General features: G+C 38.4%; 25 protein-coding genes. 13 read left to right on the top strand and 12 right to left on the bottom strand.

Annotated elements, in window-relative coordinates; translation table 11 throughout:
• The 4 genes from DZC72_RS08870 (at position 1) to DZC72_RS17760 (ending at position 6,040) form a co-directional block, all read left to right on the top strand.
• On the top strand, positions 1–3,738 hold the full coding sequence (locus tag DZC72_RS08870) for a ShlB/FhaC/HecB family hemolysin secretion/activation protein (protein ID WP_125222465.1): 3,738 nt from the start codon (positions 1–3) through the stop codon (positions 3,736–3,738).
• A 21-nt stretch (positions 3,739–3,759) separates the two neighbouring features.
• Positions 3,760–4,971 (top strand): Pycsar system effector family protein, encoded by a 1,212-nt coding sequence (locus tag DZC72_RS08875; RefSeq protein WP_125222466.1) that lies wholly within the window; start codon positions 3,760–3,762, stop codon positions 4,969–4,971.
• A 395-nt stretch (positions 4,972–5,366) separates the two neighbouring features.
• On the top strand, positions 5,367–5,810 hold the full coding sequence (locus tag DZC72_RS08880) for a BLUF domain-containing protein (RefSeq protein WP_125222467.1): 444 nt from the start codon (positions 5,367–5,369) through the stop codon (positions 5,808–5,810).
• Positions 5,811–5,902: 92 nt separating this feature from the next.
• On the top strand, positions 5,903–6,040 hold the full coding sequence (locus DZC72_RS17760) for a hypothetical protein (RefSeq protein WP_162850207.1): 138 nt from the start codon (positions 5,903–5,905) through the stop codon (positions 6,038–6,040).
• A 78-nt stretch (positions 6,041–6,118) separates the two neighbouring features.
• Here the strand turns inward: DZC72_RS17760 and DZC72_RS08885 are convergent, their stop codons facing one another.
• Positions 6,119–6,652, bottom strand: coding sequence for a lipid-binding SYLF domain-containing protein (locus DZC72_RS08885; RefSeq protein WP_125222468.1), 534 nt, complete (start codon positions 6,650–6,652; stop codon positions 6,119–6,121).
• A gap of 349 nt (positions 6,653–7,001) precedes the next feature.
• On the opposite strand from DZC72_RS08885, the gene DZC72_RS08890 reads away from it, so the two are divergent.
• Positions 7,002–7,187, top strand: coding sequence for a CsbD family protein (locus tag DZC72_RS08890; RefSeq protein WP_125222469.1), 186 nt, complete (start codon positions 7,002–7,004; stop codon positions 7,185–7,187).
• A gap of 197 nt (positions 7,188–7,384) precedes the next feature.
• A complete protein-coding gene (gene cls, locus DZC72_RS08895) occupies positions 7,385–8,791 on the top strand; it encodes a cardiolipin synthase (protein WP_125222470.1) in 1,407 nt (468 codons plus the stop codon).
• 28 nt (positions 8,792–8,819) lie between these two features.
• Here the strand turns inward: cls and DZC72_RS08900 are convergent, their stop codons facing one another.
• The 7 genes from DZC72_RS08900 to DZC72_RS08930 all read right to left on the bottom strand — a co-directional run bounded on the left by DZC72_RS08900 (position 8,820) and on the right by DZC72_RS08930 (position 14,929).
• Positions 8,820–9,455 carry a hypothetical protein gene (locus DZC72_RS08900; RefSeq protein WP_125222471.1) on the bottom strand — a complete coding sequence of 212 codons (636 nt, stop codon included), beginning with the start codon at positions 9,453–9,455 and terminating at the stop codon, positions 8,820–8,822.
• 95 nt (positions 9,456–9,550) lie between these two features.
• Positions 9,551–10,921, bottom strand: coding sequence for an MBL fold metallo-hydrolase RNA specificity domain-containing protein (locus DZC72_RS08905; RefSeq protein WP_125222472.1), 1,371 nt, complete (start codon positions 10,919–10,921; stop codon positions 9,551–9,553).
• A gap of 3 nt (positions 10,922–10,924) precedes the next feature.
• A complete protein-coding gene (locus DZC72_RS08910; protein ID WP_125222473.1) occupies positions 10,925–11,767 on the bottom strand; it encodes an ATP cone domain-containing protein in 843 nt (280 codons plus the stop codon).
• A complete protein-coding gene (locus DZC72_RS08915; RefSeq protein WP_125222474.1) occupies positions 11,754–12,668 on the bottom strand; it encodes a mechanosensitive ion channel family protein in 915 nt (304 codons plus the stop codon). Before DZC72_RS08915 ends, DZC72_RS08910 begins: the two co-directional genes overlap by 14 nt.
• Before the next feature lie 11 nt (positions 12,669–12,679).
• The gene (locus tag DZC72_RS08920; protein WP_125222475.1) at positions 12,680–13,090 is read right to left on the bottom strand and encodes a hypothetical protein; all 411 of its coding nucleotides are present in this window, start codon (positions 13,088–13,090) and stop codon (positions 12,680–12,682) included.
• Positions 13,091–13,239: 149 nt separating this feature from the next.
• Entirely contained in the window at positions 13,240–14,088 is an 849-nt protein-coding gene (locus DZC72_RS08925; RefSeq protein ID WP_125222476.1) for a universal stress protein, read from the bottom strand.
• Between the two features lie 4 nt (positions 14,089–14,092).
• Complete coding sequence (locus DZC72_RS08930) at positions 14,093–14,929, bottom strand: universal stress protein (RefSeq protein WP_125222477.1); 837 nt, start codon at positions 14,927–14,929, stop codon at positions 14,093–14,095.
• 202 nt (positions 14,930–15,131) lie between these two features.
• On the opposite strand from DZC72_RS08930, the gene trxA reads away from it, so the two are divergent.
• Complete coding sequence (trxA, locus tag DZC72_RS08935) at positions 15,132–15,431, top strand: thioredoxin (protein ID WP_125222478.1); 300 nt, start codon at positions 15,132–15,134, stop codon at positions 15,429–15,431.
• 24 nt (positions 15,432–15,455) lie between these two features.
• On the opposite strand, the gene DZC72_RS08940 is transcribed toward trxA, so the two are convergent.
• Positions 15,456–16,301 (bottom strand): universal stress protein, encoded by an 846-nt coding sequence (locus DZC72_RS08940; protein ID WP_125222479.1) that lies wholly within the window; start codon positions 16,299–16,301, stop codon positions 15,456–15,458.
• A 110-nt stretch (positions 16,302–16,411) separates the two neighbouring features.
• Complete coding sequence (locus tag DZC72_RS08945; RefSeq protein WP_125222480.1) at positions 16,412–17,257, bottom strand: universal stress protein; 846 nt, start codon at positions 17,255–17,257, stop codon at positions 16,412–16,414.
• A gap of 192 nt (positions 17,258–17,449) precedes the next feature.
• Between DZC72_RS08945 and DZC72_RS08950 the strand changes: the two genes are divergently transcribed.
• Entirely contained in the window at positions 17,450–18,226 is a 777-nt protein-coding gene (locus DZC72_RS08950; protein ID WP_125222481.1) for an RNA polymerase sigma factor, read from the top strand.
• 22 nt (positions 18,227–18,248) lie between these two features.
• On the opposite strand, the gene DZC72_RS08955 is transcribed toward DZC72_RS08950, so the two are convergent.
• A complete protein-coding gene (locus DZC72_RS08955) occupies positions 18,249–18,962 on the bottom strand; it encodes a VIT1/CCC1 transporter family protein (RefSeq protein WP_125222482.1) in 714 nt (237 codons plus the stop codon).
• A 509-nt stretch (positions 18,963–19,471) separates the two neighbouring features.
• Here DZC72_RS08955 and DZC72_RS08960 point away from each other — a divergent pair.
• The 5 genes from DZC72_RS08960 to DZC72_RS08980 all read left to right on the top strand — a co-directional run bounded on the left by DZC72_RS08960 (position 19,472) and on the right by DZC72_RS08980 (position 23,785).
• Complete coding sequence (locus DZC72_RS08960; RefSeq protein WP_125222483.1) at positions 19,472–20,023, top strand: helix-turn-helix domain-containing protein; 552 nt, start codon at positions 19,472–19,474, stop codon at positions 20,021–20,023.
• Between the two features lie 10 nt (positions 20,024–20,033).
• Positions 20,034–20,474 carry a response regulator gene (locus DZC72_RS08965; protein ID WP_125222484.1) on the top strand — a complete coding sequence of 147 codons (441 nt, stop codon included), beginning with the start codon at positions 20,034–20,036 and terminating at the stop codon, positions 20,472–20,474.
• An 80-nt stretch (positions 20,475–20,554) separates the two neighbouring features.
• Positions 20,555–22,108 carry a sensor histidine kinase gene (locus tag DZC72_RS08970; protein WP_125222485.1) on the top strand — a complete coding sequence of 518 codons (1,554 nt, stop codon included), beginning with the start codon at positions 20,555–20,557 and terminating at the stop codon, positions 22,106–22,108.
• Positions 22,109–22,257: 149 nt separating this feature from the next.
• Entirely contained in the window at positions 22,258–23,259 is a 1,002-nt protein-coding gene (locus DZC72_RS08975; RefSeq protein ID WP_125222486.1) for a helix-turn-helix domain-containing protein, read from the top strand.
• A gap of 124 nt (positions 23,260–23,383) precedes the next feature.
• Positions 23,384–23,785, top strand: a complete 402-nt coding sequence (locus tag DZC72_RS08980) for a hypothetical protein (RefSeq protein ID WP_125222487.1) — start codon at positions 23,384–23,386, stop codon at positions 23,783–23,785.
• Between the two features lie 15 nt (positions 23,786–23,800).
• Here the strand turns inward: DZC72_RS08980 and DZC72_RS08985 are convergent, their stop codons facing one another.
• Positions 23,801–24,238, bottom strand: a complete 438-nt coding sequence (locus DZC72_RS08985; RefSeq protein WP_125222488.1) for a BLUF domain-containing protein — start codon at positions 24,236–24,238, stop codon at positions 23,801–23,803.
• Positions 24,239–24,392 lie beyond the last annotated feature (154 nt).

A 24,392-nucleotide genomic window follows, 5' to 3' on the forward strand; every position in this document is an offset into this window, starting at 1 on the left:
ATGATTAGACCCTTCAGTCGTATTAAACTCCCATCTTTTTGGATAAACCAATTTCTTTGTGCTCTAACACTCTTGTTTTTGGACTCTTGTGCCAGTTTTAAAGAGCATCAAAATATTCCAGATGTTCCACCGGGTAATACCCAAAATATTAGCTATACGTTCTATTTGGCAGGTGGATTTGGTAACCCTTCCAAAACCTCTAACAAACGACTCTTGGAAAAATTTAGGCAAGAAATCAACAAGGCTCATGATAATAGCATGGTCATCTTTACCGGGGATAATATTTCAACGGAAATGGGGGGTTGGTCCAAGGATAGTTTATTAATACGGGAACAGATAAATCTGGTAAAGGATTTTAAGGGAAATACCATATTTCTTCCAGGAAATAACGAATGGAAAAGTTATGAACTGGATAAAATGGAACGTGTTGAGGATTATTTAAAGGATGTTGATTTGGAGCGTATAGAGGCCTTTCCCGAAAACGGTTGTCCCATAGAACATAAAGTCATAAATGATGATTTGGATTTAATCCTGATAGATTCCAAATGGTTCATTGCCAATTGGTCCAGATTGGTGGATATCAACAAAAAGTGCGATAATATAGTCACCAGAAGGCGCTTCATGGAAGAATTGGAGGGCTACATTAATGATGGACAAGGGAAGAATATAGTCATAGCCATGCATCATCCGGTAATGAGTAATGGTACCTATGCTGGGACCCAATCTTTTAAATCACATATGAGTCCGCTTCCCATCTTGGGAACACTTAGGAGTACCGTTATGGATTTGGGGGCATTTAATCCAGACCACCTAAATTCAAGAAGATATAATTACTTAAGAATAGCGGTAAGTGCATTGGCTCAGGCCAATGACCGTATTACATTGGTTTCAGGCCATGAGGAAAATTTACAGTTGTTGTCCGGTGGGGGAATTCATCAAATTATTAGCGGCTCACTGGGCAATAAAAGTCCAACAAGGATTGAGAAAAAACATATTACCGCCATTGGGGGCTCCATGGAATATGAGGGTGATTATGCCTATGGGGAACGGGGTTTTGCCAGATTGGACTATTATGATGATGGAAGTTCTAAAGTAACCTTTTTTTCAGAAGATGATTTGGATGATCTGGAGACCTTTGATGTCCTAGAACCTATTGAAAAGAAAAAAGAATATAAAGGTTTTGATGATAGTTTTGGCGAATCGGTTACCGGTCCCATTTTGGACAATCCTGAGGACTATGATAAAAACGGCTTTTATAAGTTCTTGTGGGGGGAGAGGTACCGGTCTTATTTTGGTAAGTCGGTCACTGCTCCAGTGGTGAAGTTGGATACCTTATATGGGGGGCTCCATGTAGTAAAGGAGGGCGGAGGTCATCAATCTTTCTCCTTACGATTGGCAGATAAGGATGGCAAACAATATGCCATGCGCTCCCTTAGAAAGAGCGCCCTAAAGTTTTTAAGGTTCAAGCTTCCGGGTATATCTTATAATTCCGATGATTATAGGGATACGTGGGCGGAAGAGGTTATATCCGACTTTTTTACGACAGCCCACCCTTATATGCAACTGGTTGTAAATCCACTTGCGGAATCGGTAGGTATCAACCATTCGGATACCCAGTTGTTTTATGTTCCCAGGCAGCCTCAGCTAGAGGAGTACAATGAAAATTTTGGCGATGAACTTTATTTTATACAAAGACGTCCTTCCGATGAACAATTAAATTATAAGGGGTATAGGAGAACAATTGACAAGGTATCTGGTAAGGTCAAGGATTTTGAGAGTACAACGGATATGCTCGAAAGAATAAAGCGGGACGAATCCTTCGCAATCGACCAGAAGAATTTCATCCGTGCCCGAATATTTGATATGCTCATTGGCGACTGGGATAGGCATCAAGATCAATGGCGGTGGATAGAATACGAAACCCCGGATGGTGAAAAGGAATTTATGCCCGTGCCAAGGGACCGAGACAATGTTTTCCCCCGGTTCGATGGAAATGCAATGAGACTTGTAAAACTTTTTGTTCCTACTAGCAAAAGATGGCAAACCTTTGACGGTGATATTGATAATACCAAATGGCAGAATATGGGGGGCAATAAATTGGATAGGGCCTTATTGACAAAATACGGGGTAGATACATGGGTGGAGGAAGCAGAGTATATACAAGAACATATGACACCTCAAGCGATAGAACAGGCATTTATGAGATTACCTGTTGAGGTTAGGGACAATACAGCCCAATTCCTTGAGCAAAGTTTGAAGGAACGACTCAAAACGTTGCCCGATAAGGCAAGGGAATACGGGGAATACCTAAACAAGGTGGTGGCCGTAACGGGAACAGAAAAAGATGATCTTTTTGAGGTGGAAAAATTACCCGATGGGGCCTTGTCCGTTACTATAAGGAGACTCTTGACCGACAGGAAAAACGAAATTTTCTTTCAAAGAATTTTTAAGGAAAGTGAAACTAAGGAAGTTTGGTTGTACGGTCTTGGGGACGATGATATTTTTAGGGTTACAGGAAACACCGACCCCGGGATAAAAATTAAGGTTATAGGAGGATATGGTGAAGATATCTATGAGATAGCAAACAAGAAGCGTATTAAGGTCTATGATTGGGAACATGAAGAAATCCATTTTAAGGACAAGGAGCCCAAGAAACAGCTTAGTGATATCTATACGACCAATAACTATCATTGGCGGTATTTTAAGCCCAATACGAATGTGATAGTTCCCACAATGGGTTTTAGAACGGATGATGGGGTGTTTTTAGGGGCATCAAACACCTATACCGTTAACGGTTTAAACGGAAACGATTTTAAGCAACGGCATACTATAAAGGCAAATTATTATTTCAATTTCGATGCCTCTGAAATTCAATATTCAGGTGCTTTTGGGAATGTTTTTCCTAAATGGAATTTTATTTTGGACGGATACTATACCAGTGACAGGTATGCGAAAAATTATTTCGGGACAGGGAATGAAACCTTCAATAACGAAGATAACCTTGGAAGGGATTTCTACCGGGCCCGACTAAAACAAATCAAGGCTAGTGCAGGTATTTCGTATTATTCCTTAAAAATTAGGGGCTTGTTTGAGTCCTTCAAGGTGAACCAAAATGATCAGAGGTTATTCAATCCCAGTAATTTACCAGTGGACTTGTTCGAAAATCAGAGTTATGGCGGAGCGGAAATTTCAGGATATTATGATAATGAGGATGCGGACGACTTTCCCACCAAGTCCATATTGATTGGATTGCGAATGGGTTACAAGGCCAATTTTAAGCTCAAGGATAATAACTTTGCGTACGCTTCGCTGAAATTGGGTTTCAATCATAAATTGATCTCCTCCGGAGCCTTGGTTTTGGGAAGCACTGCGGAGTATAGTACGGTGTCCAAATCCAATGATATCTTCTTTTACCATACACCATCTATTGGTGGCGATAACGGACTCAGGGGCTTTAGGGACGAACGCTTTACGGGAAGGTCGTCTTTTTACCATAGTTCAGATGTAAAGTGGAAAATAAAACGGTATGTAACCGCAGTTTCCCCTATAACGATTGGGATGTATGGAGGCTTCGACTATGGTAGGGTTTGGAGTTCCAACGAAAGTTCCAATACATGGCATACCTCCCAAGGGGGTGGGTTATGGATCAGTAGTTTAAAAGCATTAACTTTTAACATAGGTTATTTTAACTCTAGGGAAGGAAATATGGTGCAAGTAGGATTTTTGGCACCTTTTTAAAACCTAAAAATTATTTTTTAAATGGATTCTATTATTGCAAAGACAGAGGCTTTCGTAACCGATAAATTGGGAAGTGGGATTGATGGGAAATATCTATATCATAACCTCAGACATACGGAGCGCGTAGTTAAAAGCGCCAAAGAACTTATGGAAGGGGAAGAATTGCATGGCAAGGATCGGGAAAAGCTAATGGTAGCCGCTTGGTTCCATGACGTAGGCTATCTAAAGTCTAATGAGGACCATGAAAGCCATAGTTGCCAAATGGCAAGGGATTTCCTGACCTCTGAATCTTGTGATGAGGCATTTATTGATGAGGTTTGCGTACTTATTTTGGCTACAAAAATGAATTATGAGCCTAAAAACCACTTGGAGGAAATAATGAGGGATGCGGACTCGTCCCATTTTGCCAAGAAAAGCTTCATTCAGACTTCAGAATTACTTCGAGAGGAACTCAAACGTCTGGGCTTACGGAATAGTTCCGTGGAAGACTGGCGTGACGAAAACATTCATCTCTTGAGGGTGAAACATAGATTCTACACTGATTTTGCCAAGGAATATTGGCAAAGCGAAAAGGACAAAAATATCAGGCGTCTAGTAAAGGCTAAGAAAAAGAGCAAAAAACTAATCAAAAAAGAGAGTCTTAAAGCCAAGTTCAAGGGGCAGATACCTGATAGGGGTGTACAGACCCTATACCGTGTTACCCTTAGAAACCACATCAAGCTCAGTGACATTGCAGATACTAAGGCCAATATTCTTTTATCTGTCAATGCCATAATAATTTCATTGGCATTGGCCAATCTGATTCCCAAACTGGACAATCCCAGAAATGACTATTTAATATACCCTACATTCATCTTCATATTTTTCAGTATCATTTCCATGATCATGTCCATTTTGGCAACTAAGCCCAATGTAACCAGTGGTGAATTTACTGACGAAGATGTGAGGACCAAAAAAGTGAATCTGCTGTTCTTTGGCAATTTTCATAAGATGAAATTGGAAAAGTACCAATGGGCCATAAAGGAAGTCATAAAGGACCAGGATTATATTTACTCCTCGTTGACCAAAGACCTCTATTACCTTGGTATTGTCCTGGAAAGAAAGTACCGTCTGTTAAGATGGACGTATACTGTATTCATGGTGGGTATGATTTTGTCCGTCATCGTTTTTGCCATAGCCTTAAAATACTATGGTCCGGACAGGGTATTGGACCTTCCGGTAATGACACAATAATATCTGCTGATAAGGTGTTTCCTAAAAGGAAATAAAGGTTTTAAAAAGTGTTTTTCGCTAGCAGGATTATACAGAATACGATACCGATCGCCGCTACCACTATAGAAAACTTAATGGTCAATATCAACGGAGAATTTCTATTTTCCTTTGATGTTATTTTATAGTTCATTTTTTCTTTTTGCATGCCCAAAATGGTTGGTGTGTAAATGTACCTCCATACTGTTAAAAAAATTAACTCTTTTAACAAATTTTTTGTTTTTAAAAAGATTGGGCTGCAGTTTTATAATTGTCTATAACCGTACGGGTTGTGCGGCTCATATTATTAAAATATTTCCTTTTTGGGCTAATAGGTCGTTTTTGTTACTCTTACATTTAATGGAAAAGAATCATTTTCTATGTTTTCAATTATTTATCGTTCCAAAGCGGCCGTTGGCCTGCCCCATGAAGATATTTTGGGAATCATGAGGAAGTCTGGTCGCTACAATGCAAAGAATGACATTACTGGATGTCTTGTGTACCATAGACAATGCTTTATACATTTGTTGGAAGGAGACGAGGAACCTGTACGTAGCTTGTTTGAAAAGATAGGTAGGGACAAAAGACATAGGGATATTTCATTATTAAATCTGGAGGAAAACAACGTTCGCTTGTTTTCCCAATTTTCAACGGTTTACAATAATTTTGATAACATTTCAGATCAAGTACGGCACAAGAAAATGCTATTTCATCAAATTTTTCATGGTTCGGAAATTGTAAAATCACCTGGATCATCCAAACTAACGTTATGGGCACAGGTCAATAACTTACTGGAAATTGAAAATAAACTGTATTCTGGTTAACCCGGAGTTTAACCGAAATTTGAAAAATTATTCATAACCTTTACAAAAAACAAATCTTCGTTTTGTCAACAACAATTATTTAATTTTAAAATATGAAAAAACTAATTCAAATTATTGGGGCCTGGTACGGGGCAAGAAAAATTGGTGGTGGAAAATGTGGGTGTATAGGGACTATTTTTGTCTTCCTGATTCTCTATTGGATTTTTGGCTATGTCCTAAACTACTTCTAAACGTTTGGTCCTTATCAGTATGAAATATAAAAGCCGGAACAATTCCCGGCTTTTCTCTTTTAGTGACAATGGATATTTTTATTTCCTATCCATCTCATCGTATTCGAACTTTTGACCACCAATTGAAAGGTCTGCCATCAAACCTTTTTTGGGCTTGGTAAATACCACAACGCCATCTTTGTAATTGGCGTTAGCAGCAATTCCTTTATCCAGGGCTATGGCGGTAGCATTTGCGGATAGTTCGTAGTTTCCATCCTTAAAATCGTTCAAGGATTCCTCCGTTTCAAAGAAAATGATTTCAGTAAGTGCCTGTCCGCCTGCCTGAAGTCCTATATCTACTTTTTTTAAACTGGCCATGCCTTTTGGCATTCCATTTTCATATAGGACACCATTTCCTGACGCCCCTCCAACGATCAATCCGCCTTTGCCTACATTGGGGAAAATTACATAGCCGGAAGCGTTGTTAAAGAATCGGTCCATTCCCTCCATTTCCTTTAACTCCATTTTGGCCTTTTCAGCATCGGCCATCACTTCCTTATCCTTATCGTTTTGTGCAAATAGGTTTGCAGATACTACCAATAATACAGTAGCTAATATTGTTTTAAATTTCATAATAGGTGTTTTTTAATTATACAAATGGGTTTAGCAGAATGTGATAATTCTTTTCGCCCGTTTTATTTTCCTTTCTAAAGTACGGTTGAGAAACATTGTGGGCTGCCGCTATTAACGCTATTTTTGATGCGATAGGTAAATAGCTGAATTATAACATATTATAGTGTTAATCAAATCTCAAATTTTGGGATTTTATTAAGGTTTTAGGGGGTGGTTTTTTCCTCTTGACCTTACGGTTCTTAAATGGGTACGTCCCTCATGAAATGAATCAATAAATACCTTAATCAAGTCATTCCGTGCCTTCTTTTCTAAGTACAATGAGGTTAGTTGAATTATTAAAATAAATATTATGAACAAGGAACAATTAGAAGGAAAATGGAATCAAGTGAAAGGTGAGTTCAAACAGAAATACGGTAACGTAACGGATGATGATACCACTTTCGCGGAGGGTAAGTTTGACGAAATGTTGGGCAGACTTCAAGAAAAAACAGGAAAGAAAAAGGAAGAAATCAAAAAGGAAATTGAAACTTGGTAAACCATTTTTCAAATACAATGAGCCCCTGAGTCACAATTCAGGGGCTTTTTTGTTTTTTGGATTAGTCTCCCATATGCTAGTTCACCTGCCTTACTAGCTTTTTTGTCTTAAATTAGGTGACCAAAGTCATCGGTATCTGACAAATTGTGCTTTAAATTTCCAGATATCGTGTCTTAGACTTCAAAATTCATAATGCAATGTGGACATCCATTTTATTCGGTATTTATATATTGATTACGTTGTCCATTGTAATTGCCATTCTTCTGTATGGTGCCAGGCCTTCCAAAAGTTTGGCTTGGCTTCTGGCCATTTTTGCCATTCCCGTTGGGGGAATAATCCTTTACCTTTTGCTGGGAAGAAATAGAAGAAAGAATAAACTGGTCCAGTTAAAAAGGAACTTATTTAAAAGACTGCCCAAACCAGACCAGAATCAGGTGGGGGCCTTTGAGGGCAAATATAAAAGGTTGATGACCCTGTTCTATAATAATTCGCACTTTCCGCCTATCGGGAACAATAAATTGCAATTATTGAAGGACGGCAAGACCACTTTTGATGTCATATTTAATGCTTTGGAGCAGGCACAGCGTGAAATACATATCCAATACTATATATTTGAAGAAGGGGAATTGGCCAATGCATTATTGCTTCTTTTTGAAAGAAAAGTCTTGGAGGGTGTTAAAGTAAGAATGATTTACGATGGTATTGGAAGCTTTTCATTGAGCAAGGTATACTTGAAAAAATTGGTGGCCCTGGGTGTGGAGGTCTATCCCTTTCTCCCTTTTAAATTTGGCCGATTTTTCTCTTCCCTGAACTATAGAAATCATAGAAAAATTATTGTTGTGGATGGTCATACCGCCTTTACCGGAGGTATTAATATTTCCGATAAGTATTTGAAAGGGGAACCCGGAGTGGGCAAGTGGCACGATATGCACCTAAAGATAGATGGTCCTGCAGCCTCACATTTGAACCAAGTTTTTATGATGGATTGGTATTTGGTTTGCCAAGAGTTGCTGGAACCCCTGGAACACGTAGATAGCGTTTACAAGCTAAAAGAGGATTCTTTGGTGCAAATCGTTTCTGGAGGGCCGGATGATGATTTTTCTGCTTTGGAGCAGACCTATTTCTCAATTATCAATACGGCAAAAAAATATGTATATATCACCAATCCATACATAATTCCAAGTCAGGCACTCCTAAAAGCCCTACAAACGGCTGCCTTGAGCGGAGTGGATGTACGTCTTTTAGTTTCAGAAAATGGGGATAACAGATTGGTGAGCTGGTCCGTACATTCCTATTTTGAATCGTTTTTAAAATCCGGCATAAAAATTTACTTGTTTCCGGACGGATTCCTGCACAGCAAGATCATTGTAAGTGATGACGCCATATCTTCCATTGGAACTGCCAATTTGGACGATAGGAGTTTTGAGCAGAATTATGAGGTAAACGCCATTGTATACGAAAAGGAGTTTGCAGAATTGCTAAAATCCGATTTTTTAAAAGATAGTGGTTCAGGACACTTGTTGACGTATGATGAATATGTTGAGCGCCCATGGACCAAAAAGCTCAAGGAAGGAATCGGTAAAATATTTAGTCCCTTGTTTTAAGTGTATAACGAAAACCGCAAAACGTCCTTTAAAAATCTTTAATAAAGATTAAATCTTGCTCTTCCAATGCGGTAACGACTAAATTGACATAGTCTTTTATGGCCTTGTTCACATTACTGGGGTCCATAATCTCTATAATGCCCCGCCAAATCATGGCCCTTTCTTTTCCCTCGCAAATGCAGTAAAGCGTGGTCTCCGCAAAATAGACTTTGAAGTTTTCATAGTAGGCTTCCTCAAAATAAATGCCTTGGTGCTCCAAGTAATCATCGTTGAACCTTACTTGGCCATCTTCCCATCGCGACATGGATTTCAAAAAGTTCTCCCTGTTTTCGGAGCCCGTAATTTTGGTAAACAGGATGGCATCAAAACCTTTGTCCAGCAGACTTTGCTCCACCATATCCAACTCTTCCTCGCTTTTTTTGGAATTTGTAAATGAGACATCAAAAACATCCATGCTTTTCCAAGCTTCCACATCCCTTTTTTCGAATTCATTTTGGAGTTGTCCCTCAAAGGCGTTTCGTGCCTCTTGGTTTTGGGTCATTCCAACCAATAAGACCTTGTTCGCGTTAAATAGTACGGTCTCTGGATCTTTCCAGTTTTCAATTAGACTAGTGGAAGAACATCCCATTAGAAGAACGGTGAAAAGTGAAAGTATTTTTTTCATGACTTGTACATTTAAGCGTTAATCAAATATATGCCTTGACCCCAGCATTAAAAATGACAAAAGTCATACTCCGGTATGAAGCGGTTTGCATTCTTTCAACAAATAATTTCTATGGTTTCGTATTGCTTAGGGATTTGGCAATTCCAGCTTTTTGTGTCTTTAAGTTTTACACGTAAGGCATCCAGAGCACTGGGCTCCCCATGGATAAGGAATACCTTTTCCGGAACGTTTTCAATGGCATCGGTCCAATACAACAATTCGTTTTGGTCCGCATGGGCAGAAAGACTTTCCAGAAGGTGGACCTTTGCCTTTACCGGATAATATTTTCCGAATATTTTCAATTCATGTGCTCCATCCAAAAGTTGTCTGCCCCGGGTGCCTTCAGCTTGGAAGCCAACCAAAAGAATTTGGGTCGTTGTCCTATCAAGCATCTGTTGCAAGTAGGTAAGGACACGCCCACCGGTGACCATTCCACTGCCGGCAATGATAATTTTTGGTCTTTGGTCATCAATGGTTTTCCAAGTATCGGCATAGGAAGAAATAATATTAAAATGGTGCATCATGGCATGGTAATCGGCAATGGATACATTATGCCATGTAGGAAACCTTTCAAAAACGGAAAGTACATTGTTGCCCATAGGGCTATCCACAAAAATGGGAATATTGGGAATTTTGTTCTTCTTGAACAATAACCATAAGGTGTACATGAGGGATTGTAAGCGCTCCACGGCAAAGGAGGGAATGATAAGATTTCCCCGTTCCTGGATCGTCTGTTTTATCAAGGAGCTTAAAATTACGGGAACGTCTTCTTCCGGGTGCAATTTATTGCCATAAGTGCTTTCCAGAAATAGGTAATCTGCCCATTTGGGCCGTTCTGGAGGGGATAAAAGTAAATCTCTGCTTCTTCCTATATCCCCGGAAAAAACAAATACTTTTCCACTTATTTCCAGTTCAATAAAGGTAGCACCAATAATGTGGCCGTTGTATTGAAACCTGGCCCTTACATTTTGGGAAAGGGAAATCCATTGCTCTTTTTTACAGGATTGAAAATATGTAAAGGTTCTTTCTGCGTCTTTAACAGTATAAAAGGGTAGTGCCGGTGCATGCTTGCTGTAGCCCTCTTCATTGGCTGACTGGGCCTGTTCTTCTTGGATTTTTCCGCTATCCATCAAAATAATCCGTGTGATGTCCAAAGTAGGGGCGGTTCCAAGAATTTTTCCCTTAAATCCTTCTTTGAGCAACCTTGGCAAGTATCCGGTATGGTCCAAATGCCCATGGGTCAACAACACAAAATCTATTTTTGATGCGTCTATGGGCAAAGGTTTCCAATTGATCTCCCTGAGTTCCTTCAATCCTTGGAACATGCCGCAATCTACCATAATATTTACGTCTGGGGTTTCCAGATAAAATTTTGAACCTGTAACGGTACCACTGGCTCCAAGAAAGTGAATTTTGACTTTTTTCATGGTTTATGGGTTACAAAGCTGGCCTATTTCATCCAATATTTTCGCTTTTCGGTTTGTGGATATACCCAAATGATCAAGGAAGAATTTATCCTTTTTAAGTTGCCTGCAAAGTACTACATCCCTACTGAGCAGGAATTGTTTTTCTCGATTGCTTAAAAGCGTGGAAACCGTTATGGGGTATAGTCCCAAGCGATCAATACGGTCCTTGAGACCTTCGTTTTTAGGATAGTCCCAGCTTAGAAGGTGGAGGTTGGCACAGACCCCATATCTAATGGCATCTTGTGTAAAACGGGTATTGGTAACCACCCAACCTTTTTCCAGTGTACTCTTTGCTCTCTTTCCTTTTACCCAGTGCTCCTTTATATCATTATATCTGGAATGGATGTAGAGGGGGATTTTTACATTGCAATTGAGACCTTTATCGTTATGGAACTTACATTCAATAATGGTGGTATTTTCATTTTTTTCGGCCAGTACATCTATTTCATGGGTTACACAATGGCCTTCTAAAAAAACGCCAACTTCAACCTGGTACCCCGAGTATTTTAAAATGGCGGCCACGAACCGTTCAAAAGGAAATCCCGTAGGTCCCAACTCATAGATCGCTTTTTTGAGTTTGTACTTGGAAGCAAAAACCGACTTCCTCTTTTTCAAAAGGGCATAGGCACGATTGTAGATTTCATTGGTAGTGATTCCCGGATATATCTCATCTCGCACCTTCATCACAATATCCTCTACCAATTCATGGTCCGCTCCACTATGTTTAAGTGAGCTTCTAAGTTTATCCATGGAGAATTGTACTCTTTCCCCAGAGGATTTTTGTACCTCAATGTTAGATTCCTTCATATCCTTTTTTTAGTTGAATCTCAACCTCCGGTATTTTTAAAAGCTGAAGGGTGGTGGAGGCCAAGGTTACCTTACCTTCTGTTTCTTTTAGGGCCTTTTCAATACTTGAAAACAATCTGTTTTTGGTATCCCTTCTTAGTTTGTAATCCGTAATGTAGCGTAAGTTCAGGGCTATCCAATTATCGGTAAGTTGGACGGCTATCGTAGGTTTTATGGTCGCATTTTCAATATAATAGCGTTCTACCATCTCTTGCCATTGTACCATGGATTTTTCCGTGTAATCCGACAAAAATTCATTTGCCTTTTCCAATATAATGGATTTGGCAAGTTCCATATTGGAGCCGTAGGTAATCAGAACATTAAGTTCATCCCAAACGAAAGGAAAATCCATGGAATAATTCTTAATAGGCCCCTTAAAGACAAATGCATTGCTAATTTTTACTATTCTTCCGGAATAATTGTCGCTACTAACCCATTCTCCTATTTCCATTAAGGTAGTGTAGATGCTGTCTATATCGATTACATCACCTTTGATATTATTGATCTCTATTCTATCACCAGGTTTATAAACACGCACAAAAAAAATATAAAACGAACCTGCCAGGCTTAAAATAAGTTCTTGAAGGGTAAAAGTGATTCCGGCCGTAAATAATCCAATGATAAGGGTGTAGTCCTTAATGTCACCCACGGTAATAGCCATGAAGACCATAAGAAAAATTAGAAAATACCCAATGATTTCCACCCCTTTTTGAGCCTTATATCTAATAGAGGTATCCTCTATGCGCTTTTTGAGAATTTTTCTTAAAAAACCTATGATGATAATAATGAGCAAAATCCACAATCCAAGTTTTAGGAACTTTAGGACCGTAGGATTCTCAAAAAGCGCAAGAAAACGTTCCATAGGCGATTGGTTTATCTATTGTTGAAGAAGTCTCTAATGAGAGCCTTTATTTGATTTTCGGTCATGCTATCCGCTTTTTCTACGGCAACTATTTTTCTACCTATGGTTGGATAGTTTTCTTCTAGTTCCTTTTTAAATTTTTCATTGATATCCGCAGGGCCAAAAAGTGCCAGTGCATCACAGTCCGCTACCGCATGGGCCACCTCCTTAAAGTATGTTTTAAATTGCTGTTTTTCCTTTTCCAAATATTTCTGTTCATGTGTTATATCTTGGGTTCCACCCCATTTGACCCTTGACCCAGAGGTGCTGGTTCTATTGAAAAATTCAATACCGGATTCTATTTTGTTAAAAGAGTCTCCGTTTTCATTGAAACGAACGATCAAAGCGTTTTTGCTGTCCAACCAAATACCTATATTTTTCATATGTTTGCTTTTATTGTTTGTCATAGGACAGATGCAATTCGCCAATAACCATCTCATTGGGTATCAAGACTTGTTATGGCGCATTTCATATCCGTAATATTAATTTCTTATAAATTAGGGTAAAGAAGGTATTTAAAGTATGATAATTGTCATTCCCTATGCGGTAGAATGAGAAAGGGTACTGTTGAATACATACTTAAATCCAAAAGTACCGGTTTTTTAAGCAGCCGTTCAAAAAGACTCTCTTTGGTGTGTACCAAGGAGAAAATATCTACCTCCCTGTTTTTTACAAAAGTGTCAATAACCTGTGCTTTATCCGTAAACTCAATAATTGATGAGAAATTAGGGTTGAAATCCTTAAAGGAAATGTGCAATAACTTTTTGTTGGATGCTTGCAAGGGAGACAAAAACTCCTCTTCGATGATGTGAACAATATGTACCGATGCATCAAGGATTTTTAACAATTGCAAAAGAGGTTTTATGGTTTTTAGATTGCAGCCCTTTTTAAAGTCTGTAATGAAGGCTATTTTTTTTGGTAGTTTGAACTCTATTTCCTTCGGAACGGCCATGAGAGGACATTTTCTTAAATCCCTGATGGTTTGTACCGTATTACTTCCCATAAAAATTTCCTTGGCCCCGGTAGTTCCCTTGTTGCCCATGAACACCATATCTATATTAAAATCTCCTATTGTTTCATGAATGGCCTCACTTAGAAGTCCTTGCTTGGATAGCGTTTTAAATTCGTGTAATACATTCTTTTCGTCCAAGTGGATTTTATGGAAAGTCTTTTTCAAATTCTCCATGGACTCTTTTTTCAAGAGGTTGATTTTTTCATCGATCAAGTGATTTGGTTTTGGTAGAATGCCTGTCGGTTTTTTGAAAACATGTAGGATATAAAAAATGCAAGGCTTCTTAGCCAACAGCTTGGCAGCGTAGAAAAGGGCATTATATGCCTCATCTGAAAAATCAGTGGCCACAAGTATTTTAAGGGTCTTCATAATGTCAAGGTTGTGGAATGACCATAAAAGGAACCTTTACATGAAAACCAATTTTTTTGATAGTAGGTTCAATAAACAGTCGTTCCATGAACGTATGCTTGTTTTGTATCATGACCAACATATCAACTGTTGTATGCTCCTGAAATTTGTTGATAGCGGTTATGATCTCGTCATTTTCCACCTCATGAAATATACCGTTTTTGCCTAAAATTCCCTTTAGTGTATTCTGATTTGATATTTGAACGGAATCCAGCTCCAATTGGGTAAAAACATGCATAACATGTACTGTGGCATCCTGTTTCTTGGCAATTTGCAAGAGGGCGGAAACCTTTTTTTCCGAATAGGAAACCTCATAATCCGTAGGGAAGAGTATTGATTTTGGCGGTTTATAATCATATCCTTGGGGAATTGCCAAGACCGGACACTTACTTTTCCTAATGGTATGTACCGTATTGGTCCCAAACAATATTTCCTCGGCCCCTGTAGCACCTTGCGTACCCATAATGACCAAGTCAATTTTCTCTGCCTCCGTCATGTGGCTTACTTCCTCGGTGAGCATGTTAAATGCTGAGTGCGTAATGAAGGTGTGCAACGGATTTTTGAACTCCGCTTCCAGCTTTTCCTTTAACTCATTCAGGTTGTTCTTGGATTCTTCCCGTATCATATCCCCAAGACCAATTTGTCCCGGGCTTCCCAAAAGGTACTCTGTATGGTATACCGGGGGCATATAGGTGTTCAAGAGATAAAAGGTACAGGGTTCTTCCTTAAAGAGCGACAATCCATAAGAAATCGCCTTAAATGAATTATCTGAAAAATCCGTGGGTAAAAGAATACGTGTCATGGCCTTGAATTTATGTACAAAAGTTACACACTCTTATACCCAAAATCCATGATATTTATCATGTCTTCATTATTATGAATTTAGTAACTTGGATATTAAAACGATTAAAATTTAAGTATCCAGACCTAGATCTTTCTATGCAGATCTAGGATCTTCATGGTTGTTATAGGTGTCTTTACAAAACAAAAACTAGAAAAAACAGATGAAGAGCTCGTTTAAGAATATAGTAGATTCTGAAATTCCCGTCCTGGTTGATTTTTATGCAGATTGGTGTGGGCCGTGCAAAATGTTGGCTCCCATTCTTAAGCAGGTGAAGGATGCAATGGGAGACCGTCTAAAAATCGTAAAGATAGATGTGGACAAAAACCAAAAATTAGCCGCAAAATATAATGTTAGGGGCGTACCCACCATGATGCTCTTCAAAAATGGCAAGCAGGTATGGCGGCAATCCGGAGTACTTCAAAAGAACGATATCCTTAATGTAATCAAGCAATATATCTAACAATCGCCCCGGTGCTCCAATAGCTTATTTTTCAGGGAGGAATAGCAAGGGGATTTCAGAGTTAAATGCTAGTTTCTTCACTACCGGTTCCCCAATGATCTTTTCCCAAAAGGTATGTTGGTGCCTGATAATACCGAGTATATCCGAAGTCCTGTTGTTGGTATACTGTGCTATAGTGTATGCCGTACTGGAGTTGAAGGGAAGATCGGTAAATGTAAATTCCAAACCAGAAAGCCGTTCTTCCAAAATATTTTTGTTGGTTTTCTGTGTTTCGTTCAGGGTGAACTCTTCCGTTACATGTATAATTTCGATTTTCGCATTCCAAATGTTCACGAGTTCCAAGAGACTGTCCAATTCAAATTTGTCATACCCCTTCATATAATCCGTAGAGAAAAGGACAGTTTTCAACTTTTGAAAATTGAAGGAATCCGGAACGGCCAAAATGGGAATATTTGGTAGCTTTTTGAGCACTTTTACCGTATTGCTGCCCAAGAACACCTGTTTGGCTCCTGTAGCTCCCTGGGTACCCATGATGATAAGGTCAGCATCCTTTTCAGAAGCCAATATTTCCATGGCTTCCTCAAAGGTATTTTCCATGGAAACCGTCTCAAAACTGTGTTGTAGGTTGGTATGGTTTTTATCGAGATAGGTATGTATTTCTGCCAATTCCTTTTCTGAATGCTGTGAAAGGGAATCGTAAATCACATCCAATCTTTTGTGACCTTCAGTGCCCAAAGGTTTTAAAACACCTGGTTCATAGGCGTTCACGATATAAAAATGACACTTGACATCCGCATAGATCTTTAGGGCCGTAAAGATGGCGTTCCAGGCATTTTCAGAAAAATCTGTAGGTAGAATTATTTTTTTCATACGTTTAAATTTAGGTCAATAGCTTAATTCTTAAACATTTATTTTTGTAGAGGCATTCAACTTATCATAACAAATCCCTCGATGAGGGTTTCATGGCTCAAATGTTAAAGTTAACGAGGTAGGTTTTGTAAAACTAAAAATGGTATGACTGGGTTAAGGGCTATTTGGTCAACGGTGGAACGGTAGAGCATATCCTCCAAAAAAGAGTGCCTGGAATTTACCATGACCAACATGTCCATACCATGTTCTTGGGCGTAATCCATAATGGCAATTCCCCTGTTCTTAACTTCCGTTCTTATGAAGCTAAGTTTGGCCTTGGGCAGCGATCCCTTGAGGAACAACTGATTATCCGTTTGCCTATGGCTCAAATCCTCAAAATCCGAAATGTAGAGCGAATGGACTTCGGACTTAAATCGGCCAGCCAAAGTATCCAATAGTTTAAGTTCCCTTCGTTTGTAGGGAATCATATAATCTGATGGGAACAATATCTTTTTGGGCTGTGAAAATGTATAATCACTGGGAATGGCCAAGACTGGGCACTTTACATATTTAAAGACCTGAACGGTATGACTTCCAAAAGTGATGTTCTTGTTCGCTGTCTGACCTTTGGTTCCCATTAGTACCAAGTCAATATCCTTAAGGTTGACAAAATCGTTGACCCCGTCTACCAGGGATTCAAATACAGAAATGGATTCAAAGCGATGCTTTGGGTTGTGCTTATCCCGTTTAGCCCTTGAAATTATCTCAATAAGTTTTTCTTCTGAAGCCTGAGCCATTTTTTTCTTCTCCGCACTGAAATTGCCGTCTTCCGTACTATGGTTTTTCTGATAGAGTTCATCGGCATAGGCATGCATCAAATAAAAATTGGTGCGGTCACATTTAAAGAGATCCAATGCAAACGCGATGGCATTCTCGGCATTGGCAGAAAAATCGGTTGGAATAAGAATATTTTTCATAGCTCTTGATTTAACACTTTTAAAAGTAAAGGGTTTCCTTGTTACAAAGTATGACATTTATCATGCGACATATATTGGCATCTATAAAGTATATACTTTAAATATTTGATTTTTAATGATATAAATCATTTTTTTGATCTTTGTTTCAAGGTACATTACATGCAATAATTCAATGTTTAAAACAAATTAGCCATGAATGGAACAAAAGAGAATACAGCAAATATGGGAACCGTAGTTTGGGTGGTTCAAGAGACCTATAACAATCTGGTTAATTTAAGAAACCAAGAGAACCGTGAAGCTTTTAATAAGGAATTATTGCGTTTGATGCCACCGGTTCAAAACTATGTTGCCAAAAGGTTGAAGACAGCTATACGTACCGGTACATTGAATAAAGGAATGTTCAGCCCCAATGACTTTACGGATCAATTGTTTATTGAAGTGTACGACAATTGGGAATTAGTGAAAAATGAATATGACCTTCGCCCTTTTCTTTTTAAAAAAGTGGATGACCTGTTGGACGATCGTTTGACCGAAGAGGAATTCGATCACATGTTTTTCGAGAACATCGATACCTATTCCAAACAGGAATGGGATTCCATGGAAGAGGAGTATAGCACGGATGGCGATGGGGATTTGGTGCTTTTGGAAGAATTGGACGATCGTTCGCTAACCAAGGACGATTATATTTTAAAGCATGTCTTCATAACCGAAGAGGAAAAGGAGCTTGCTGAAAAACTGGATGAAAGTCTGGAGCAAGAACGTGTGGAAAGACACGTACATATGGTTTTGAACAAAATGTCCATGCCTATGAGGACTGTATTTCAACTATATGCGGATCAAGGTTTTACTACCGCTGAAATTGCACATATTAGGGAGGTTACCTTAGATGAAGTGGAAACACTTTTGTCGAGAGCAAGGAAATTATTAAAAGATAGTTTTGTTAAACGCTTTTTAATAGACAGCAATTAACTCAATTACATTTTTATGGTGCCTAGGCCACGTTTACCCCAAAAAAGTGACCTACCAAGGCCGTAAGCCCCATGGCCACGGTACCCCAAAAGGTAATCCGGCCTACCGCTTTTAGGATGCTAGACCCCCCTGCCTTGGCAGCCATGGCTCCTAGAATGACCAGAAAAAATATGGCAAATCCATATAAGTAATATTCCATTCCTTTCAGGGGCAAAAAAAGTGTCACCAAAAAGGGCAAAACTCCGCCTATGGTAAATGCGGCACCAGATGCCAAGGCCGCTTGTAGGGGATTTGCAGCACTTATTTCATTGATTCCCAATTCGTCCCGTACATGGGCACCCAAAGCATCATGGGCAGTTAGTTCCTTGGCTACGGTCAATGCGGTTTCTTTCTTTAAACCCCGATCTTCGTATATTTGGGCCAAGCGTTTTAACTCTAATTCCGGGGTTTCGATTAGTTCCTCCTGCTCCCTTTCTATATCGGCCTTTTCTACATCTGTTTGAGAACTTACGGAGACATATTCACCAGCTGCCATTGACAAGGACCCTGCGACAAGTCCGGCCAAAGTGGCCAAAATGACCGGTTCCCTAATATCACTGGCTGCCGCAACACCAATGGCGATACTCGCGGTGGAAAGTATGCCGTCATTGGCTCCCAAGACCGCTGCCCGCAACCAATTACTTCGGTGAATGTAATGGTTGTCCAAATAGTCGTCCAGTTCGTTGTTCTCTGCCATACATTTCAGTTTTGGATAATGGGTCTTTAAGTTAGCTCTTTCCTGTTAAATGTATGAAATTAATGGGTTTAATGGGCAGGTCATCATCCGTATAGGACTTTATTCGTCTCTCGTGAGACAGTGATCGGCCTTTTACTGTCTTACCAATGTATCGTATTCCATACAATGACTATGCTTTTTTGAAAAGGGGAAATTCCTGGTCATTTCAAAATTTAAAATTTCATGATATGAATGGGGAAATTACGACCATTTAGAAACGATTCAATAAGGATTTTGGTTGGATCACTTTATGAAGATACCCATATATTATTTAAAGGGATAATTCCTAAAGATTTGTTAATCCCAACATTTAGTCGTCCCGGGATACTTTTCTAGGCGTATATATAGCAGGAAATTACATTTTTCCGAATACGCTCTGGGCCAAAAAACGTTAAAGAAAAACCGTATTTCGTTATTGGCATTCCTGAATTGTAAATATTTTAGAGGTTTATAAAATTTGAATTGGAAAGGTGAAATTTGAGCTCACATATGAAGTGGATAAAGTGGTTAAGGAACTGGTAAAAAGGACCATGGATTCCTTGGAAATAAAGGTGGAGCGAATTCATGAGGATTTGGTTGTACTTTCAACCGAAATTGAGGAAAAGGATTTGAAGAAACTCTCGGATCACCTGGCCGCTTATGGAATAAAAATTCAAAGAGGCAATTCAATATCATTGTTGGAGCAGATAAAGTCTTTGATAAAGAGATATGTACATGGGGAATATGATGGAAATGTTTCCATTTCTAAAATGCTTTCTGATGAATTGGGTTACAGCTATTCCTACCTATCCAATCATTTTACTTCCAAAACCTTTACTACCATTGAGAACTTTTATGTTCTTATCAGAATCGAAAAAGTGAAGGAGCTATTGATGGATGAAGAAAAAACATTGTCTGATATCGCTTATAGCTTAAATTTTAGCAGTGTTCCTCATTTATCCGCCCAATTCAAAAAAGTTACAGGTTTGACCATTACACAATATTTAAAAATTAGGAATAATTCGATAAACACCTTTAATTAATGAATATCATATGACGAAAATGAAAATTTTGTTGGTAGACGACGATGAGGACGATAGGGAATTTTTTGCCGATGCCTTGGTGGGCGTAAATCTAAATACTCAATTGCATCAATTGGATAATGGTAAGAGCTGCTTGGATTATTTGATGCAGCAGGTTCAAAATTTGCCCAATCTGATTTTTTTGGACCTTAATATGCCCATAATGAATGGTTTCGAGTGTTTAGAGGAGATTAGGAAAAATCCATTGCTAAAGGATCTCCCCATTGCAATATATTCTACCTCTTCCTCAGACGACGATATTGAACGGACATTTTTGAGCGGTGCGAATATCTATATTAAGAAACCGTCTAGTTTTGAGGACCTCAAGAAATCCCTCACCCAAGTAATTAAAATGAATTGGGCCTATCAAATGGAAGACTTTAAAAAGGAAAATTTTTTATTAAGAATATAGCCATTGGACCTGAGCATTTAATTGGTCTTTTTATAATAGCACCTATAAATATTTCAATTTTTTAAAAAACTAGATAGACTATGCCCGATAGAATTGCGCTTAGAAATAGGATTTCTGAATTGGAGATTTCTAAGATGTTCAATGAAAAACTATTGGACAGTAGCAACAATGTTATTGCCTATTTAGAACCATTGTTCGGTGAGGAAGGTCTAATTGAAGATTTTGTTATTAAATATGTTAATAGCAGGATAGAGGAGATTACGGAATTGAAAGTAGAGGACATGATCGGGATGCGCTGGCTGGAATACGATCCTCAAAATTTTGAAAATGGAGCCTTTGAAAACGCTAAAAAGTGTTTTATCACCGGCGAAACCATCAATTATTTTCCTAAATACGTATTTGATGAGCAGGTGGTCTGGTTCAGCGTAAGGGTAGTAAAACTGGAGGATGGAGTCGTTCAATTTCTAAAGGATATCAGTAAAGAAAAACAGTACGAACGGCAGCTCGAAATACAGAATAATCTGCTATTGGAAGCGGAACATGTTGCAAGTACTGGTAGTTTTCGGTGGGACTTAAATAATGGCACCTTGAACCTGTCCGAGAATGTCTACAAACTGCTAGGTTATGAGGAACCGTTAGACGCGAATCCCACCCTTGATTTTATATTGAAATTTGTACATGAAAAAGACATTGCTTGGGTACGTGATGTGATAACCAGTAGCAAGGTCACCAAAGAAAGAATTGATATTAGCTTTAAGGTTGTTACCAGTACAGATGAGATTAAATATGTTAATACGATCGGAGAGTATTATCCTTCTGAGGATAACTGGTATGTTGTAGGTCTATTTAAGGACGTTACCAAACAAATAGAACATGAAGTCATATTACAATCCAAAAATGCCGAACTAAGAAAAATAAATTCTGACTTGGAAGCCTTTAACAGAATTGCAAGTCATGATTTGCAGGAGCCTCTTAGAAAGATTCAAATGTTTATCAGTAGATTGAATGAAGAAGAAAAGGACAGATTGGGCCCAAGGTCAAAGAATTATTTGGGTAAGATAATATCTTCTACGGAGAGAATGCGTAACCTGATCTCCAACTTACTGTCCTATTCCAAAATAGATGATTTGGAAGATAGGCCAACAAAAATCGATCTTAACGAAATACTGGCAGAGGTTTTGGATGATTTAGGCGAACGGATAAAAGAAACAAATGCGTCCGTAAAAGCCGATAAACTTCCAGAGATTAACGGGGTACAATTTCAAATGGAACAACTCTTCTCCAATCTAATTGGCAATTCCCTAAAATATATGGCCCAGGACACCATTCCAATTGTTTCCATAAAACATAGTATTATTAAGGTGGACGCCATAAATCGAATTTCCAAGCTTTCAGATGGAGCATATCATAAATTGGAATTTATTGACAATGGAATTGGTTTTGAGAATCAATACAGTGAAAGGATTTTTGAAATCTTTCAAAGGCTTCACGGTAAGAATGAATATTCCGGAACCGGTCTTGGGCTGGCCATCTGCAAAAAAATTGTGGAGGCCCACAACGGCCTCATAACCGCGACAAGTCAGAACAGCCAAGGGGCCGTATTCACCGTTTTTTTGCCATCATTGTCAATTTAACAACATCTTTTTGAGTGTAAGGTCAAAAGAGAAGTTATAACATATTCTAAAAATGTTATAACAAATTTGAACGGCCTATTAAGATCTTTGGAATTGAAAATGTGGGTGATTTAGTTTCACTTACTCAATAATTCTAAAAACGATCGACCATGAATGCAACACACGCAAAATTAAATCAGCTTAACAATAGTCTAGGAGGAAGTATTTCGATATACGATACGGAACGTATATTGATGTTCGATAACCATAAAGGAACTGGACGTGTCCAATCCGTAGAATTGGAATCGGGTATTGGATATAGTCAATTTGACTTATCGGTCAAGGAGGAGGTGAAATTGAATTTAAAAAATCCTTCTAATCGTAGTTTGTTCTTCATTTATTGTTTAGAGGGAAGTTTTACGTTAAAACTACCAACAAGTAAATCCACCATAGAAGTAGATTCATTGAGGACCGTTATCCTTGGAGGAAAGGAAGAAGATGTGGATATTGTGCTTGAACCGGGAAAAAAGGTCCATTTTTCAGTCATTCAAGTCACTGATGGACACGGTTCCGAAGCTTCGGTGGAAAAGACCGAAAAATTAAAAAGCCAGTTGTTTTCCCAATTTCTTAAAAATAAGAAATATGAATATGTGGGAACGGTCAACCTAAAAATTAAGGAGCACTTACTGCAGATTAAATCAATTGCCCAAACCGGGGTCGTACGTAAGTTATTGATAGAAGGAATTGTACACTTTACTTTGGCGCTTGAAATATTACACTATAATAGTGATAGCTCTAAAAAAACCTTGCATGAATCCTCATTGACAAAACGTGAGTTGTTACGTGTGGAAGATGCTATTGAAGAAATAAGAAAAAAACCAGAGTACCCATATTCCATCGATTATTTCGTTAGAAAATACGGTCTGTCTGCGGCCAAACTGCAGTCTGGCTTTAAAGTGTTTACAGGCTCAACGGTCGCCAGTTGTATAAAAAATCAACGTTTAGATTTAGCCGAAAAATTAATTCAGGAAACGGATTTGAATGTCTCTGAGATTGTATATACCATTGGATTTTCAAGTAGAAGTTATTTCTCTAAAATTTTCAACAGACGTTTTAAATGTTCTCCAAAAGATTATCTAACGAAGGCCCGTGGAACAAGGCTGTCAGCTTAATTTTTTTGCTTGGTAATTGTAAAAGTGCCCTAAGAAAGCTCGATTGTTAAGGACAATTCAACCAATCTTGGGGTTCATGGTTATTGAAATAGACGATTAATTTTAATTTAGAAAATTGGAATCAATGATTAAAGAAGCATTACAGGATGGAACTCCAGACCTCTATCTAGAAATAAAAAAGGATATCGAGTCCCGATTACAACTTTTGAATTATTGGAAAAAAAGAATTAACGAGGATTTTGAGCTCATTGTTTCTAAAAACCCTATTGATGAAATCAAAGATCTCATGGTACAAATAGAGGACAATCATGCTAGAAACAGGAAATTAAGAGTTGCAATTTTTCTAAAGGAAAATCCTGACTTTAAAGAACAAGGGAAAAATCAAGTAAATTCATTGATTTTAAGTTCTTTGGACTTTTTGAACGAAAATGCCGAAAAAGAAATTATTAACTTGAAAATAGCCATGGCTAATCTAGGGTTGAGTAAAAGCAAGCAAGGACAGCCTTATTTTAAAAAAGTGGGATAGTATTTGAATGATTGTTTAGGGCATTTTTGCTTCATTCAAGCATAAGTCTTTCACAATAGACCAAAATATTCGAACAGAAGCGGAATCTGCCTGATAGAAGGAAGATAAGGTAATTAGGTTTCTTTCAAAATCGATAAGCTCTTCAGATGGCTTATTGGAATTTTTTGGTGAGAAGAAAGCCATATGCCAGCCTTGAAAAACTTCTTTTTCTGCAGGGCCTTCCCAGACTAGATTCAAATTGGAGTGTCTATTGTCCGATTTAATTGATTTCAACAAATTAAAGATTACCTTTTTCTCGCCGTGCAGTGTCTGTACAAAAAGTCCATTATGATATACCAAACAACCCGTTATGGAGTGGGCTTTATTAAATTCATTGGCCTCATCCAATATATCGTTCAGGTCTTTAAGTCCAATATTTTTTTTTGCCAGGGAGGTATACGTCAGTTCATGCATGAAGCCAATGGATTTTGGCTTACAAAGTAATATAATTTTTAATGCAACATCACTTTTAGGATGGTTTTTAGTGACCCAAAATAGTTGTACGATGTGTTCGCATAACAAATTTTAAATGTGATTCCTACCTTTGGAAATTACTTTCTATAATCAG

Source organism: Maribacter algicola, from assembly GCF_003933245.1.
Lineage (GTDB): Bacteria > Bacteroidota > Bacteroidia > Flavobacteriales > Flavobacteriaceae > Maribacter > Maribacter algicola.

Excerpts from the sequence above, each read along its gene's own strand:
- DZC72_RS08870 (WP_125222465.1), top strand. The coding sequence starts at position 1 with ATGATTAGACCCTTCAGTCGTATTAAACTCCCATCTTTTTGGATAAAC.
- DZC72_RS08875 (WP_125222466.1), top strand. The coding sequence starts at position 3,760 with ATGGATTCTATTATTGCAAAGACAGAGGCTTTCGTAACCGATAAATTG.
- DZC72_RS08880 (WP_125222467.1), top strand. The coding sequence starts at position 5,367 with ATGTTTTCAATTATTTATCGTTCCAAAGCGGCCGTTGGCCTGCCCCAT.
- DZC72_RS17760 (WP_162850207.1), top strand. The coding sequence starts at position 5,903 with ATGAAAAAACTAATTCAAATTATTGGGGCCTGGTACGGGGCAAGAAAA.
- DZC72_RS08885 (WP_125222468.1), bottom strand. The coding sequence starts at position 6,652 with ATGAAATTTAAAACAATATTAGCTACTGTATTATTGGTAGTATCTGCA.
- DZC72_RS08890 (WP_125222469.1), top strand. The coding sequence starts at position 7,002 with ATGAACAAGGAACAATTAGAAGGAAAATGGAATCAAGTGAAAGGTGAG.
- cls (WP_125222470.1), top strand. The coding sequence starts at position 7,385 with ATGTGGACATCCATTTTATTCGGTATTTATATATTGATTACGTTGTCC.
- DZC72_RS08900 (WP_125222471.1), bottom strand. The coding sequence starts at position 9,455 with ATGAAAAAAATACTTTCACTTTTCACCGTTCTTCTAATGGGATGTTCT.
- DZC72_RS08905 (WP_125222472.1), bottom strand. The coding sequence starts at position 10,921 with ATGAAAAAAGTCAAAATTCACTTTCTTGGAGCCAGTGGTACCGTTACA.
- DZC72_RS08910 (WP_125222473.1), bottom strand. The coding sequence starts at position 11,767 with ATGAAGGAATCTAACATTGAGGTACAAAAATCCTCTGGGGAAAGAGTA.
- DZC72_RS08915 (WP_125222474.1), bottom strand. The coding sequence starts at position 12,668 with ATGGAACGTTTTCTTGCGCTTTTTGAGAATCCTACGGTCCTAAAGTTC.
- DZC72_RS08920 (WP_125222475.1), bottom strand. The coding sequence starts at position 13,090 with ATGAAAAATATAGGTATTTGGTTGGACAGCAAAAACGCTTTGATCGTT.
- DZC72_RS08925 (WP_125222476.1), bottom strand. The coding sequence starts at position 14,088 with ATGAAGACCCTTAAAATACTTGTGGCCACTGATTTTTCAGATGAGGCA.
- DZC72_RS08930 (WP_125222477.1), bottom strand. The coding sequence starts at position 14,929 with ATGACACGTATTCTTTTACCCACGGATTTTTCAGATAATTCATTTAAG.
- trxA (WP_125222478.1), top strand. The coding sequence starts at position 15,132 with ATGAAGAGCTCGTTTAAGAATATAGTAGATTCTGAAATTCCCGTCCTG.
- DZC72_RS08940 (WP_125222479.1), bottom strand. The coding sequence starts at position 16,301 with ATGAAAAAAATAATTCTACCTACAGATTTTTCTGAAAATGCCTGGAAC.
- DZC72_RS08945 (WP_125222480.1), bottom strand. The coding sequence starts at position 17,257 with ATGAAAAATATTCTTATTCCAACCGATTTTTCTGCCAATGCCGAGAAT.
- DZC72_RS08950 (WP_125222481.1), top strand. The coding sequence starts at position 17,450 with ATGAATGGAACAAAAGAGAATACAGCAAATATGGGAACCGTAGTTTGG.
- DZC72_RS08955 (WP_125222482.1), bottom strand. The coding sequence starts at position 18,962 with ATGGCAGAGAACAACGAACTGGACGACTATTTGGACAACCATTACATT.
- DZC72_RS08965 (WP_125222484.1), top strand. The coding sequence starts at position 20,034 with ATGACGAAAATGAAAATTTTGTTGGTAGACGACGATGAGGACGATAGG.
- DZC72_RS08970 (WP_125222485.1), top strand. The coding sequence starts at position 20,555 with ATGCCCGATAGAATTGCGCTTAGAAATAGGATTTCTGAATTGGAGATT.
- DZC72_RS08975 (WP_125222486.1), top strand. The coding sequence starts at position 22,258 with ATGAATGCAACACACGCAAAATTAAATCAGCTTAACAATAGTCTAGGA.
- DZC72_RS08980 (WP_125222487.1), top strand. The coding sequence starts at position 23,384 with ATGATTAAAGAAGCATTACAGGATGGAACTCCAGACCTCTATCTAGAA.
- DZC72_RS08985 (WP_125222488.1), bottom strand. The coding sequence starts at position 24,238 with ATGCATGAACTGACGTATACCTCCCTGGCAAAAAAAAATATTGGACTT.